Source organism: Ruegeria sp. BB10, assembly GCF_056535725.1.
Map to the genome: position 1 here is coordinate 1,848,617 of NZ_JBQFIW010000001.1, position 12,553 is coordinate 1,861,169.

Annotated in this window: 12 protein-coding genes and 1 tRNA gene; 8 read left to right on the forward strand and 5 right to left on the reverse strand. The window is 58.0% G+C overall.

Annotated features, from left to right (window positions below; all coding sequences use genetic code 11):
* Positions 1-10 precede the first annotated feature (10 nt).
* Positions 11-1,714: an NAD(P)H-dependent oxidoreductase subunit E gene (locus ACR3EP_RS09375; RefSeq protein ID WP_480637462.1), complete on the reverse strand. Its 1,704-nt coding sequence runs from the start codon at positions 1,712-1,714 to the stop codon at positions 11-13.
* A gap of 85 nt (positions 1,715-1,799) precedes the next feature.
* The gene (locus ACR3EP_RS09380) at positions 1,800-2,681 is read right to left on the reverse strand and encodes a LysR family transcriptional regulator (protein WP_170399292.1); all 882 of its coding nucleotides are present in this window, start codon (positions 2,679-2,681) and stop codon (positions 1,800-1,802) included.
* A 237-nt stretch (positions 2,682-2,918) separates the two neighbouring features.
* Here ACR3EP_RS09380 and ACR3EP_RS09385 point away from each other — a divergent pair, with 237 nt between their 5' ends.
* On the forward strand, positions 2,919-3,350 hold the full coding sequence (locus ACR3EP_RS09385; RefSeq protein WP_480637463.1) for an ester cyclase: 432 nt from the start codon (positions 2,919-2,921) through the stop codon (positions 3,348-3,350).
* Between the two features lie 54 nt (positions 3,351-3,404).
* On the opposite strand, the gene ychF is transcribed toward ACR3EP_RS09385, so the two are convergent.
* Positions 3,405-4,502 carry a redox-regulated ATPase YchF gene (ychF, locus tag ACR3EP_RS09390; RefSeq protein ID WP_170399188.1) on the reverse strand — a complete coding sequence of 366 codons (1,098 nt, stop codon included), beginning with the start codon at positions 4,500-4,502 and terminating at the stop codon, positions 3,405-3,407.
* 198 nt (positions 4,503-4,700) lie between these two features.
* On the opposite strand from ychF, the gene ACR3EP_RS09395 reads away from it, so the two are divergent.
* The 7 genes from ACR3EP_RS09395 (at position 4,701) to ACR3EP_RS09425 (ending at position 10,713) form a co-directional block, all read left to right on the forward strand.
* Complete coding sequence (locus ACR3EP_RS09395) at positions 4,701-5,186, forward strand: acyloxyacyl hydrolase (RefSeq protein WP_170399185.1); 486 nt, start codon at positions 4,701-4,703, stop codon at positions 5,184-5,186.
* A 79-nt stretch (positions 5,187-5,265) separates the two neighbouring features.
* The gene (gene trpA, locus ACR3EP_RS09400; RefSeq protein WP_480637466.1) at positions 5,266-6,057 is read left to right on the forward strand and encodes a tryptophan synthase subunit alpha; all 792 of its coding nucleotides are present in this window, start codon (positions 5,266-5,268) and stop codon (positions 6,055-6,057) included.
* A 138-nt stretch (positions 6,058-6,195) separates the two neighbouring features.
* Positions 6,196-7,377, forward strand: a complete 1,182-nt coding sequence (locus ACR3EP_RS09405) for an alpha-hydroxy acid oxidase (protein ID WP_480637468.1) — start codon at positions 6,196-6,198, stop codon at positions 7,375-7,377.
* A gap of 230 nt (positions 7,378-7,607) precedes the next feature.
* Complete coding sequence (locus ACR3EP_RS09410) at positions 7,608-8,264, forward strand: 50S ribosomal protein L25/general stress protein Ctc (RefSeq protein ID WP_170351752.1); 657 nt, start codon at positions 7,608-7,610, stop codon at positions 8,262-8,264.
* Between the two features lie 138 nt (positions 8,265-8,402).
* A complete protein-coding gene (gene pth / locus ACR3EP_RS09415; RefSeq protein ID WP_480637470.1) occupies positions 8,403-9,083 on the forward strand; it encodes an aminoacyl-tRNA hydrolase in 681 nt (226 codons plus the stop codon).
* An 82-nt stretch (positions 9,084-9,165) separates the two neighbouring features.
* On the forward strand, positions 9,166-10,329 hold the full coding sequence (locus tag ACR3EP_RS09420; RefSeq protein WP_480637471.1) for a serine hydrolase domain-containing protein: 1,164 nt from the start codon (positions 9,166-9,168) through the stop codon (positions 10,327-10,329).
* Between the two features lie 9 nt (positions 10,330-10,338).
* On the forward strand, positions 10,339-10,713 hold the full coding sequence (locus ACR3EP_RS09425; RefSeq protein WP_480637472.1) for a DUF2237 family protein: 375 nt from the start codon (positions 10,339-10,341) through the stop codon (positions 10,711-10,713).
* 42 nt (positions 10,714-10,755) lie between these two features.
* Here ACR3EP_RS09425 and ACR3EP_RS09430 read toward each other — a convergent pair whose 3' ends face one another.
* Positions 10,756-11,901, reverse strand: coding sequence for a slipin family protein (locus tag ACR3EP_RS09430; RefSeq protein WP_480637474.1), 1,146 nt, complete (start codon positions 11,899-11,901; stop codon positions 10,756-10,758).
* A 399-nt stretch (positions 11,902-12,300) separates the two neighbouring features.
* Positions 12,301-12,375 (reverse strand) — tRNA-Cys (locus ACR3EP_RS09435).
* Positions 12,376-12,553 lie beyond the last annotated feature (178 nt).

Sequence of the window (12,553 nt, forward strand, 5' to 3'; positions counted from 1 at the left end):
TCTGTCTCCCTCAGATTTCGTCAGCGAAGTGTTTCATGACCAGGCGGATCGGGTTCGGGGCCGCCTGCCCCAGACCGCAGATGGACGCGTCGCCCATGACTTGACACAGATCCTCCAGCAGGTCCTGATCCCACTTGTCGGCCTGCATCAGCTTGACCGCCTTTTCACAGCCGGCCCGGCAAGGCGTACACTGGCCACAGCTTTCATCCTCGAAGAACCGCAGCATGTTCAGCGCCGCGTCGCGGGCGGTGTCCTGGTCGGACAGAACCACCACGGCGGCCGAGCCGATAAAGGTGCCATGTGGTTGCAACGTGTCAAAATCCAGCGGGATATCGTCCATCGATGCAGGCAGCAGACCCGAAGACGGTCCACCCGGCTGATACGCCTTGAAAGTCTGACCCTCGACCATGCCACCAGCGGCCTCAATCACATCCAAAATGGTCGAGCCTGCGGGCAGCAGGTAAACGCCAGGCTTCGCCACCCGGCCCGAGACCGAATAGCTGCGCAGGCCCGTGCGACCGTTCTTTTCAGTGCTGTTGAGGCATTCCGGCCCTTCACGGCACACTTTGGTGACCCAATACAGCGTCTCGACATTGTGCACCAAGGTCGGGCGGTTAAAGACCCCAACCTGCGCTACAAACGGAGGACGGTGACGCGGCAGGCCCTTTTTGCCTTCGATCGACTCGATCATCGCGGATTCTTCACCGCAGATGTAGGCGCCAGCCCCCCGGCGCAGGTCGATATAGCCTGGCTCAACGATCCCGGCCTCTTCCAGCGCTACAATCTCACGGCGCAGGATTTCCAGCACTGCCGGATATTCGTCGCGCATGTAAATAAAGCAAGTCTCAGCCTCGACCGCCCAAGCGGCGATCAGCATGCCCTCAAGGAAAACATGCGGCGTGCGTTCCAGATAGTAACGGTCCTTGAACGTGCCGGGCTCACCCTCATCGCCGTTCACAGCCAGATAGCGCGGACCTTCGTTCATGCGAACGAAGCCCCATTTCTTGCCGGACGGGAAGCCAGCGCCACCCAAACCACGCAGGCCCGAGGACAGGACGTCTTCCTGCACCTTCTCCCAATCGCCACCGTCGCGCAGCTCTTTCAGTTTGGCATAGCCGCCGTTTTCAGCATAGGCAGCGAAGGTTTCATAGTCGGGCAAATGGGCGTGGGTATCACCGGCAGCAATCGCGGCCTGCACCTTTTCCGGCGTCGCATGGTCGATATGGTTGTGACCGATCTCAAGCACGGGGGCCGTATCGCAGCGCCCCATGCAAGGCGCGCGGACAACGCGAACCTCGGACGCGTCCAGACCATCCTCAAGCGCCTTTTGCAATTGCTGGGCACCAGCCATTTCGCAGGACAAAGAATCACAGACCCTGATCGTCAACACGGGCGGAGGAGCCTCGTCTTCTTTCACTACATCGAAGTGGGCATAGAAGGTTGCCGTTTCATAGATCTCTGCCTGCCCCAACCGCATTTCGACCGCCAAAGCGGCAATGTGGTCGGCGCTGATATGGCCGTGTGCGTCCTGAATCAAATGCAGGAATTCAATCAGCAGATCGCGACGGCGTGGGCGGTCGCCCAGCAGACGTGTAATTTCCGCCTGTGCCTCATCCGTGAATTGACGGCCTTTGGGCGTGTGCCGCCCCTTGCCTTTACCTGACTTCCAGACGCCCTTGGGTGCGCCTGATGGCTTGGTGTCTAATGGTGCCATGATGCCCTCCGATTGAGGCTCCGTGTCTCATCAGAATAGCATATCGTCAAATCGCATATTTCAATCGCACGATAACGACAGTTTATCACCGCAAAGACGTCACCACGGCACGCAGCGCTTCGACTGTTGGCAATTCGGGATCCCGTGTAAGGGTCGCAAGACAAATCGGCTTGCTGACAACGGGATCGACAAGCGGCAGCACCTTTGTTCCCTTAAGATCACCCAGCGCTCGCACCAGCACCCGAGGGACCACGGTGGCCGCCAACCCCTCGCGCGCCATGACCATCGAAGCGGTAAATCCGCTGGTTTCGGCGACGACATCCGGGTGCAGGCCCTGTTCAGCGAAAATCCGGTCGAGGATGCGCCGGTTCTGCATCTGTGGCTCCAGCAGGCTGAGCGGGAATTCGGCCACACGTGCCCATGGTATGGGGCCGGTTTCATCCGTCATATGCGACGGCACCAGCAAGACATAGGTCTCTTCGTACAAAGGTTGCACCTGCCGCAAATCGGTTCCGATGCTATCCCCATAGGTGATGCCCGCGTCCAGACTGCCCTCGTCCAGACGGTGCTGGATCGCTGTGGCAGACATTGTCTCGATGCGCGTAATGATGCGGGGATGCGCATCCCGCAACCGTTTGGTCAGCCGCCCGGTAAAGGCAATCGCGGTCGGGATCACACCCAGTATCAGGGTGCCGGTGATCTCACCCTTGGCGGCCAGCACCTGCTGTTCCAGCGCCTTGGTGTCATCAAGGATACGCCGTGCCCGCTGGACGATCATCTCGCCCTCTTCGGTCAGGCCCTGAAACCGGTTGGCGCGGCGGACGATCGACACGCCCAAGCGATCTTCCAGGTTGCGGATACGCATTGAAAAGGCGGGTTGCGATATCCCGCATTCCTCGGCCGCTTTGGCAAAATGACGGTGCCGCGCCAAGGCGCTAAGCAGTTGCAGGTCACGGATTTCGATCATGCCGTTCTTCTTCTTAAGATCAGAAGCGCAGAGTAACGTGTTTGCGGCCCGGTGAAAGCACAAGTTGCGATCCGGCGACCCGCAGACGGCACTTTCCGCAATGGCCTGGCGCGCGCTATCGTAAACTGGTGTCGACATGACTGACGGAGGAAGCCAATGACCAGACAGCTCACCGGTTTGGCAGGGCGTATTTTGACGTTAACAATACTACTGACAATTGCGGCAGGAGGAAACGTGATGGCTCAACAGAATGATAACTCCGCAGCAAAAAATCTGTCACGACAGGCTGTTGAAATGTGGGCTGCGGATTCCACTATTGACCGATCAATTTTCGCTGACGAGTATCAAAACCATCAGGCGCCATTAGCAACCGGTGGAACCGGAAGCGTCGATTTGGCCACCTGGACCGAAATTGTCGAGGCAAACCACAAAGCCTTTCCTGATTTAAAGGTCGAGATTTTTGGGCAGATCGCTGAAGGCGACCGGGTATCCACCCATTGGCGCTTTTTCGGGACCCAGAAAGGCGCATACCTTGGTGTGCCCGCGACTAACCGGCCAGTAAACTGGACCGGCGTTCAGATCGACCGGATCGCCGATGGAAAGATCGCGGAAAGCTGGGTTGTCTGGGACTATTTCACCCAACGGCAGGAACTGGAACCCGGAAACTAACTCCGGCGTCTAAAATGCACCCAGTCTCTGATGGACCGGGCACACAGAGACCTCTTAGGTGTTGAACAAGAAGTGCATTACGTCGCCGTCCTTGACGATGTAGCCCTTGCCCTCAGCCCGCATCTTGCCGGCCTCTTTCGCGCCCTGTTCGCCATTTGCCGAGATAAAGTCGTCATAAGCGATGGTCTCGGCGCGGATAAAGCCTTTTTCGAAGTCGCCATGGATCACACCAGCAGCCTGTGGTGCGGCGGTGCCTGTGCGGATGGTCCAGGCGCGGGCCTCTTTCGGGCCGACGGTGAAATAAGTCTCAAGCTTCAACAGGTCGTAACCAGCTTTGATCAGACGGTCGAGGCCGGGTTCCTCCAAACCCATCTCTTCCAGGAACATCTGCGCTTCGTCTTCTTCCAACAGGCTGATCTCTTCTTCGATCTTGGCGCTGATGATGACATGGGCATTGCCCTGCGCCGCGGCCATCTCGGCGACTTTCGCAGAGTATTCATTGCCGTCAGCTGCTTCTTCTTCGGACACGTTGCAAACGTATAGCACTGGTTTGGTGGTCAGCAGTTGCAACATCTTCCACGCTTTGGCGTCTTCGTCCGAGACCTCAACCAGACGCGCCGGTTTGCCATTTTCCAGCATCGCCTGCGCCTCGGCCAGCAAGCGTTCCTGCTGCTGTGCTTCCTTGTCGTTGCCTTTCAGCTTGCGCACCAGATTGGCGCGGCGCTTTTCGATGCTTTCCAGATCGGCCAGCATCAGTTCCGTCTCGATCGTGTCGGCATCGGCCACGGGGTCGACGCGGCCGTCCACATGGGTCACGTCACCATCTTCGAAACAGCGCAGCACATGGGCGATGGCGTCGGTCTCGCGAATATTGGCCAGAAACTGGTTGCCCAGCCCTTCACCCTTGGACGCGCCTTTAACCAGACCGGCGATGTCCACAAAGGTCATCCGTGTTGGGATGATCTGCTTAGAGCTGGCAATCGCCGCCAGTTTGTCCAACCGGTCATCAGGCACGGCCACGTCCCCCACATTGGGCTCAATGGTGCAGAACGGGAAATTTGCCGCCTGAGCGGCTGCGGTTTTGGTCAGCGCGTTAAAGAGGGTCGACTTGCCCACATTCGGCAGACCCACGATTCCCATTTTAAAGCCCATAGCGGCCTCCTGATGCCATTCGAGAGGTGCTTCTATGCAGGTCCGGATCAATGCGCAAGCCAGACTGCGGAAACGAGGAAAAGACCAATTTACAACATCACGAAATCGTTCGTCATTCGTGAACTTGCCCGGATTGAAATTGGCACACTAAGATCACCACGTAAGGTGTTGCAAACAAACATATAGTGAATGTGTAATATGAAGTTTACCTCTGCAATTTTGGCGCTGCTTTTGGCCGCACCAGCAGCGCAAGCTCAATCCCTTGTCTTTGGCGCAGGATTTTCAGATTTCTCGGAAAGCCAATCCGAGGACGAGGCTGTGTTCTCACTCGAATATCAGCACAGCCCCTTTCACCAGGCCTCCCGTTTTTCCGCAACATGGGGTAGTGCCCTGACTGTGGATACCGCAGGTGATATTCATATCGGTATCGGCCTTATCGGAACCTACGGGTTTGCCGAGCGTTGGTTCGTCGAAGGCAGTGTCATGCCGGGGTATTTCTCAGAGGGCGAAGGCCGCAACGATCTTGGGGGAGAGTTCCAGATTCGCACCCTGTTGGGTCTCGGATACACCTTAGAAAGTGGTAACAAAGTGTCCTTGGCAATCACCCACAAATCCAACGCCAGCACACAGGATGACAACCCGGGTGTTAATTCGGCGCTGGTGCGATATCATTTCGCATTCTGACGGTATCCCGCGGGACCGGGATTGATTTTCGCGCAAAGTTTCTGCACATCAGGTCCAAACCTGACTGCAAGGACATCCGATGACCCGTATCGACGCCAAGTTCGCCGCCCTGAAGGCCGAAGGGAAAAAGGCTTTTGTCGCCTATATTATGGCGGGGGACCCCGACTATGAAACTTCGCTTGAGGTGGTCAAGGGCCTGCCGGGCGCTGGTGTGGATGTGATTGAGCTGGGCTTGCCGTTCACCGATCCCATGGCGGATGGCCCGACCATTCAGGCCGCAGGGCAACGGGCATTGGACAGTGGCATGACCTTGCAGCGGACACTGGATCTGGCCCGCGCCTTCCGTGAAACCGACGACACCACTCCGATTGTTATGATGGGTTATTTCAATCCGATCTACAGCCGCGGCGTGGACACCTTTCTGGCCGATGCGCAAGCTGCCGGTATCGACGGTCTGATTGTCGTCGACCTGCCGCCAGAAGAAGATGAGGAACTGTGCCTGCCGGCCCAGGCCGCCGGTCTGAATTTTATCCGCCTGGCGACGCCGACCACCGATGACAAACGCCTGCCCCGCGTTCTGCAGAATACTTCGGGCTTTGTCTATTACGTCTCGATCACCGGCATCACCGGCGCTGCCGAAGCGCAAGCCACGAATGTCGGCCCCGAAGTGGCCCGGATCAAATCCGCGACCGACCTGCCCGTGATCGTGGGCTTTGGCATCAACACACCCGAGAAATCCAAGGCCATCGCCAGCGTTGCCGACGGCGCGGTTGTCGGCTCGGCCATTGTCAGCCAGATCGGAGCAGGAAAGCCCGTGGCCGAGGTTCTGGACTTTGTGAAAACACTATCCGACGGCGCCCATTCTGCCTGATCGACCAATCACAAGATCCAATAAACAAAACCGCAGCAAGCCTCCGGCCTGCTGCAGTTTTTTTCGCGCCTCAGCCAATTGCGCCCTTGATGTTGCGCCAGTAGAACTACCTGACCGACCAATCAAAGGCGCTGCCTCATGCCCATAATCACCACTATCGAAGATCTTCGACGTATCTATGAACGACGGGTGCCTCGGATGTTCTACGACTATGCCGAAAGCGGTAGTTGGACCGAACAAACGTTTCGCGACAACAGTTCGGATTTCTCGGAGATCCGCCTGCGTCAACGGGTGGCCGTGGATATGGCGGGACGATCCACCGCTTCGCAGATGATCGGTGAAGATGTGGCGATGCCGGTCGCGCTGGCGCCGGTTGGATTGACGGGCATGCAGCACGCGGACGGCGAAATGAAGGCCGCCAAAGCCGCCGAGGAATTCGGTGTGCCTTTTACCCTGTCTACCATGTCGATTAATTCAATCGAGGATGTGGCCGAGCACACGTCAAAACCGTTCTGGTTTCAGCTTTATACTATGAAGGATCAGGACTATGTCAGCCGCCTGATCCAACGGGCCAAAGATGCGAAATGCTCGGCCCTGGTCATCACGCTGGATTTGCAGATTCTGGGCCAACGGCACAAGGATTTGAAAAACGGCCTGTCTGCACCGCCAAAACTGACCGCGAAAACGATTGCGAACCTGATGACCAAGTGGTCCTGGGGCATCGAAATGCTGGGGGCGAAACGGCGCGAGTTTGGCAACATCGTCGGCCATGTCGAGGGTATCTCGGATGCGTCGTCCCTAGGTGCGTGGACGGCTGAACAGTTCGACCCCAGCCTCGACTGGGCCAAGGTCGAAAAGCTGATGAAGCAATGGGGCGGCAAGGTCATCCTCAAGGGTATTCTGGATGCCGAAGACGCCAAAATGGCCGCGAAATTGGGGGCCGATGCCATTATCGTCTCAAATCACGGCGGGCGTCAGTTGGACGGTGCGCTCAGCTCTATTCGCATGCTGCCGCAGATCATGGATGCCGTCGGCGGTGACATCGAGGTTCATTTGGACAGTGGAATCCGCTCGGGTCAGGACGTGCTGAAGGCGCTGGCTCTGGGGGCCAAGGGCACCTATGTCGGTCGCGCCTTTGTCTATGGGCTGGGTGCGATGGGTCAGAAAGGTGTCACCACTGCGCTGGACGTCATTCAAAAGGAACTGGACACAACCATGGCGCTATGTGGCGAACGCAATGTTGGCGATTTGGGACGTCACAATCTGCTGATCCCCGAGGATTTCGGCGGCCTCTGGCAAAATACACCAACTGCGAGCTGACCCGCGGCTGGGCTGCGGACTTTACGGCCGCCTCCACTGTGTCATTGAGGCCAGATGAACTTGGAACCCCCTGTTCATCTGGCCCAAAATACCTCGGAGCGCGAGGCAGAGCCTCGCTAAAAATTATTCGGGTGAACCCCTTTCCAAACCCAATGAATCGAGATAAGGACGCGGCTTCACGCGGGCATACAGCCTTGGAGGATGCCCGCCCTAACATTGGAGAATTTATCATGGCTGGAGAGATTCCTGATCTCGTAGCTCTGGAACGGACGGGGACAGGCAAGGGCGCCGCTCGTCAAGCACGCCGCGACGGCATGGTTCCGGGCATTGTTTTTGGTGGCGATAAAGAGCCGCTGCCGATTCAGATCCCGTTCAACGTCCTGTTCAAGCGCCTGAAAGCAGGCCGGTTCAAGTCGACCCTGTGGAACCTGAAGGTTGAAGGCCACGAAGACGTTCGTGTCATCTGCCGCGACGTTCAGCGTGACGTTGTCAAAGACCTGCCGACCCACCTGGACCTGATGCGCCTGCGTCGGACCACTAAGATCGCGCTGTTCATCCCAGTTGAGTTCATCAACGAAGAAGAAGCACCCGGCATCAAAAAGGGCGGCGTTCTGACCGTTGTCCGTCCGGAAGTCGAACTGATGTGTACCGCAGGTGACATTCCTGAGAAGATCATCGTCGATGTAACCGGCATGGAGATCAACGACGTTGTCACCATCTCGGCCGTGGACCTGCCCGCAGGCACTAAGCCGACCATCGACCGTGACTTCGTGATTGCGAACGTTTCGGCACCGACCGGTCTGGCGACCGACGACGATGAGGAAGAAGGCGAAGAAGTGGCAGTTGACGAAGTTGAAGTCGTCGGCCAGGAAGAAGCAGAAGAATAAGTCCGGACCCAACAATTCGGATTTGGAAACGGGGCCTTGATCGGGCCCCGTTTTCTTTTGGCGCACATGGGCTGGAAAACCGGTGGCATTCCGTGTCATCAACCACCTGCACATGTTGCAATGCACAAGGACGAGACTATGAAATTGTTTGTCGGATTGGGGAACCCGGGGTCTAAATACGCCCGCAACCGGCACAATATCGGCTTTATGGCTGTTGATCGCATTGCCGAGGATCACCGCTTTGGCCCGTGGAAATCCAAGTTTCAGGCCGAGATCTCCGAAGGTCGGTTAGGCGGCGAAAAGGTACTGCTGATCAAACCGCAGACTTTCATGAACCGTTCTGGTCAGTCAGTGGGTGAGGCGATGCGGTTTTACAAGCTCGACTCGACCGATGTGACGATCTTTCATGATGAGCTGGACCTCGCCCCCGGCAAGGTGCGCGTCAAGGCGGGCGGCGGGCATGCCGGGCACAACGGGCTACGTTCAATCCACGAACATATCAGCCCCGCCTATGATCGAGTACGGCTGGGGATCGGGCATCCGGGCCGGAAGGAAATGGTCTCTCCTTACGTTCTGGGCGACTTTGCCAAGGCCGACGCTGACTGGCTTGACGACGTGTTGCGCGGCGTGTCGGACGGTGCAGGCTATCTGGCCGACGGGGATGGCGGCAAGTTCATGAACGCCGTCGCCCTACGCACAGCCCCGCCCCGGTCGTCAAAGTCACCGGCCGAAGCGCCCAAAGCAACCGCCAAACGTGCTGCAAAACCAGAGGTCGATACGCGCTCGGCCATGCAGAAGCTACTGGACAAGTTCAAATAAGACGGGTGACCTTGCCGCAACGTCCCAATTGCACAACGGCTTTTGGCGCGTTCCAATGCAGCATGGATCGGGGAGGCCACATATGAGATCTATGTTGAAATGGGTGCTGCGCATCGTGTTGATGCTGGTGCTGGCAGCGGTCGTTGTCGGGTTCTGGAAACGCGAAGAACTGCAACGCCTTATGGCCGTGAACTCGTTGTTTTCCGAGGAAAAGATCGTTCACAACTTCTCTCATATGAACGACGCTTTCCTGACGGTCGACTTGCCCCGTGGCGACGGGCCGACCTGGGAATTGCCTTACGGACCCGGCTTTGATCTGCCCGAGGATACCGATGCGTGGATCGAAGATCGCGCTGTCACCTCTCTTCTGGTGATGCAGGACGGGCAAATCCGGTTCGAAGAATACTATCTGGGCACCACGCCCGAGGATCGCCGGATTTCGTGGTCGGTGGCCAAAAGCTATCTGTCCGCGCTTTTCGGCATCCTGTTGGCCGAGGGCGCAATCGACTCGCTGGACGATCCCGTGGTGAAATATGCGCCGCAGTTGGAGGGCACCGCTTATGACGGCGCGTCGATCCGCAATGTGTTGAACATGGCCAGCGGAGTTACTTTCGATGAGGATTATTTCGACCCCAATTCGGACATCAACCGAATGGGTCGTGTCATCGCCTTGGGCGGAGAGTTGGACGATTTCGCGGCCTCACTGCAGGATACGTTCGCCACGCCGGGCGAGACCTGGCAATACGTGTCGATTGACACACATGTCCTAGGCATGGTGATCCGCGGGGCCACCGGGCGCAGTGTGACAGATTTGCTGGTCGAAAAGATCATTCAGCCCTTAGGCCTAGAACACGACGGATATTACGTGACCGACGGTGCTGGAGTTGCGTTTGTGCTGGGCGGATTGAACTTCACTACGCGCGATTTTGCGCGCTTTGGTCAGATGATCCTGCAAAACGGCGTGCATGACGGGCAGCAGCTTGTACCTGCGGACTGGATCGCCGAATCCGTCCTGCCCAGCGCCCCAACCGCACCTGGCAAAATTGGCTATGGCTATCAATGGTGGATCCCTCTTGGCGCGCATGAGGGCGAGTTTCTGGCCCGTGGCGTTTACGGTCAGTATATCTATTTCGACCAACCGCGCGGCGTATTGATCGTCACAACCGGGGCAGATCGCAAGTTCCGCGATCCCGGGATTAACGAGGCAAACGTAGAAATGTTCCGCAAGATCGCTCAAAGCCTGTAAAGTGGTCTCATGCAAAAACAAGACAGTATCAACGTTTTGGGCGGTGTGCTCAGTCCCTGTTCCCGTGATCCGCTGACCGGTTTTTTTCGTGACGGGGCCTGCAACACCTGCCCTGAGGATCAGGGCAGCCACACAGTTTGCGCGGTGATGACGGCTGAATTTCTGGCCTTTTCAAAATATGTCGGAAACGACCTGAGCACCCCGCGCCCCGAGTTCAATTTTCCGGGCCTGAACCCAGGTGACCGTTGGTGCCTATGCGCAGCACGCTTTCTGCAGGCCCATGACGAAGGCTGCGCCCCGAAGGTGCATCTTGAGGCGACCCATCAGAGGGCGCTTGAGATCGTTCCGCTGCGCCTTCTGAAAGAAAACGCCGCTTCTGAATAGACGGACCGGCCCGGAAAACCCCGGACCGGCCCTTATTCGGGATTACTCCCGCAGTTTGACGAGGTCGGACATCAGCCCTTCGGTCCCGTTATGGACCGTCAGCCGTTCGACCTTCCCGGCGATGGTTTCCAGAGCTTCCAGCTCTTTCAACCGCAGCATCACCGGGTTTTCCGCCATCACCTTTGCGGTGTTCAGCAGAGACCGCGTGGCGTTGGTTTCTTCCCGCCGCCGGATGACGTTGGCCTCAGCCTGTTTCTCGGCGGCGACCACGGCGGTCAGGATCTCCCGCATCTCACCGGGCAGGATGACGTCTTTCAACGCAATCTCCCCCACTTCGATACCGATCCCGGCCATTTGTGTCCGCACCCGATCCGCGGCTTCGGTGTCGACGGTCACCTTCTCGGCGAGCAGCCGGTCCAGCGTCATCGCCCCCAAGGTCTTCCGGAACGCCAGTTGCAGCGCCCGGTGCAAGGCCTGATCGAAATCCTTGACCGCCCCCACCGCCGTGACCGGATCAACGACCCGGTAGTCGGCAGACAAGTTGACCCGGATGGTTACCCGGTCCTTGGTCAGGATCTCTTGCCCTGTCACCTCATGGGTCCGTTGCCGAAGGTCGATTTGCTTGACCTCGACTTTCCGCCCCACTTTCCAGAAGGCATGCGCCCCGGGGTTCAGTTGATCCACCAGCACCCCGTCAACCGTCAGCAACCCGGTATGCCCTTCGGCAACCTCGACCTGCGTCAGGTTCAGCCGCAGCCCGGCCCGAACCAACCGCTGAGCCGTCACTTTGGGCACAGTCATGGTCTCGGTCAGAGCGTGATGTTCGACCTTCCATGGCCCTGCGTCCTTCCAGACAAGCGCTCGTGCTTCGGGGTTCAGTACCCGAACAGGCACCCCATCCCGCAGCAGAACCAGAACTTCGTCAGGCCCGGCCCGGAACTCGGTCAGATGCGTGGCGGCCAGTTCAGGCCGGTTCTGCATCAGCGCCCGCTCATAGGGTGACACGAAAAAGAGATTCTCCAGATCGTGCAGCTCGGTCAGTACATCCTTGCGCGGCAACCGGTGTTTCCCGGCACCCAGGATTGCATCGAACACCCCGTTGCGCAGGACCAGCATTCGCTGGGTCTCGGTCAGGGTTACCCGGTGATGACCGGTCAGCCGGTCAATCAGATCTTGGAACAGTGTCATGTCATTTCTCCTTTTCGTCTCGCTCTATCGTCGTCGCAAATGCGAACTCCTTTTCATGTTTTCAGTGGGTTGCACCCCGAACGGGTGACAGTTGTGAAGCCTTCAGTTGAAGGCAGGAAAGATCCGGGCATCCCCCGCGCCATGTCCCTGCGCGGGAGGGTCAGAGAGAGGGGCGCGGAACCGATGCGCCGCCTCGCCCTAATGGCTAAGCGGGGCACCGATCCGACGACACCGTCATCTGCCCTCCGGCACAAAGCCAGAGCAGCGAAGACCCTTGCCCCGCCCGGCCAAAGCCTGACGTTGCGCGGTGTCGCCCCTGCTGGGGAACACCCGGACCCTTATGATTTTGGACCGTTTTCACGGGCCGGCGTGGAAGGCCGGTGCTGACTTAACAGCTTTGTCAAATGACGGGATTCGAACCCGTTACACATCGATTTGCGGTCGATTGCTCTCACCAGAATGAGCTACATTTGGAGCTTTGGAAGGAATTGAACCTTCGCCTACAGATGGGAAACCTGCCGCTCTATCCAATTGAGCTACAAAGCATACCAATCCCCGGATTCGGCCCTGACATACGGTTTCGGCAGCGCCGTCCGCACCGAGAGAGTGGTCACCTCTGCCCGCTAGGGTCCGGCCCGATGTGACCGGTAAC

Coding starts and splice junctions, on each gene's coding strand:
- ACR3EP_RS09375 (WP_480637462.1), bottom strand. CDS start 1,714: ATGGCACCATTAGACACCAAGCCATCAGGCGCACCCAAGGGCGTCTGG.
- ACR3EP_RS09395 (WP_170399185.1), top strand. CDS start 4,701: ATGAAGTTTACCTCTGCAATTTTGGCGCTGCTTTTGGCCGCACCAGCA.
- ACR3EP_RS09420 (WP_480637471.1), top strand. CDS start 9,166: ATGAGATCTATGTTGAAATGGGTGCTGCGCATCGTGTTGATGCTGGTG.
- ACR3EP_RS09405 (WP_480637468.1), top strand. CDS start 6,196: ATGCCCATAATCACCACTATCGAAGATCTTCGACGTATCTATGAACGA.
- ACR3EP_RS09380 (WP_170399292.1), bottom strand. CDS start 2,681: ATGATCGAAATCCGTGACCTGCAACTGCTTAGCGCCTTGGCGCGGCAC.
- ychF (WP_170399188.1), bottom strand. CDS start 4,502: ATGGGCTTTAAAATGGGAATCGTGGGTCTGCCGAATGTGGGCAAGTCG.
- ACR3EP_RS09385 (WP_480637463.1), top strand. CDS start 2,919: ATGGCTCAACAGAATGATAACTCCGCAGCAAAAAATCTGTCACGACAG.
- trpA (WP_480637466.1), top strand. CDS start 5,266: ATGACCCGTATCGACGCCAAGTTCGCCGCCCTGAAGGCCGAAGGGAAA.
- ACR3EP_RS09410 (WP_170351752.1), top strand. CDS start 7,608: ATGGCTGGAGAGATTCCTGATCTCGTAGCTCTGGAACGGACGGGGACA.
- ACR3EP_RS09425 (WP_480637472.1), top strand. CDS start 10,339: ATGCAAAAACAAGACAGTATCAACGTTTTGGGCGGTGTGCTCAGTCCC.
- pth (WP_480637470.1), top strand. CDS start 8,403: ATGAAATTGTTTGTCGGATTGGGGAACCCGGGGTCTAAATACGCCCGC.
- ACR3EP_RS09430 (WP_480637474.1), bottom strand. CDS start 11,901: ATGACACTGTTCCAAGATCTGATTGACCGGCTGACCGGTCATCACCGG.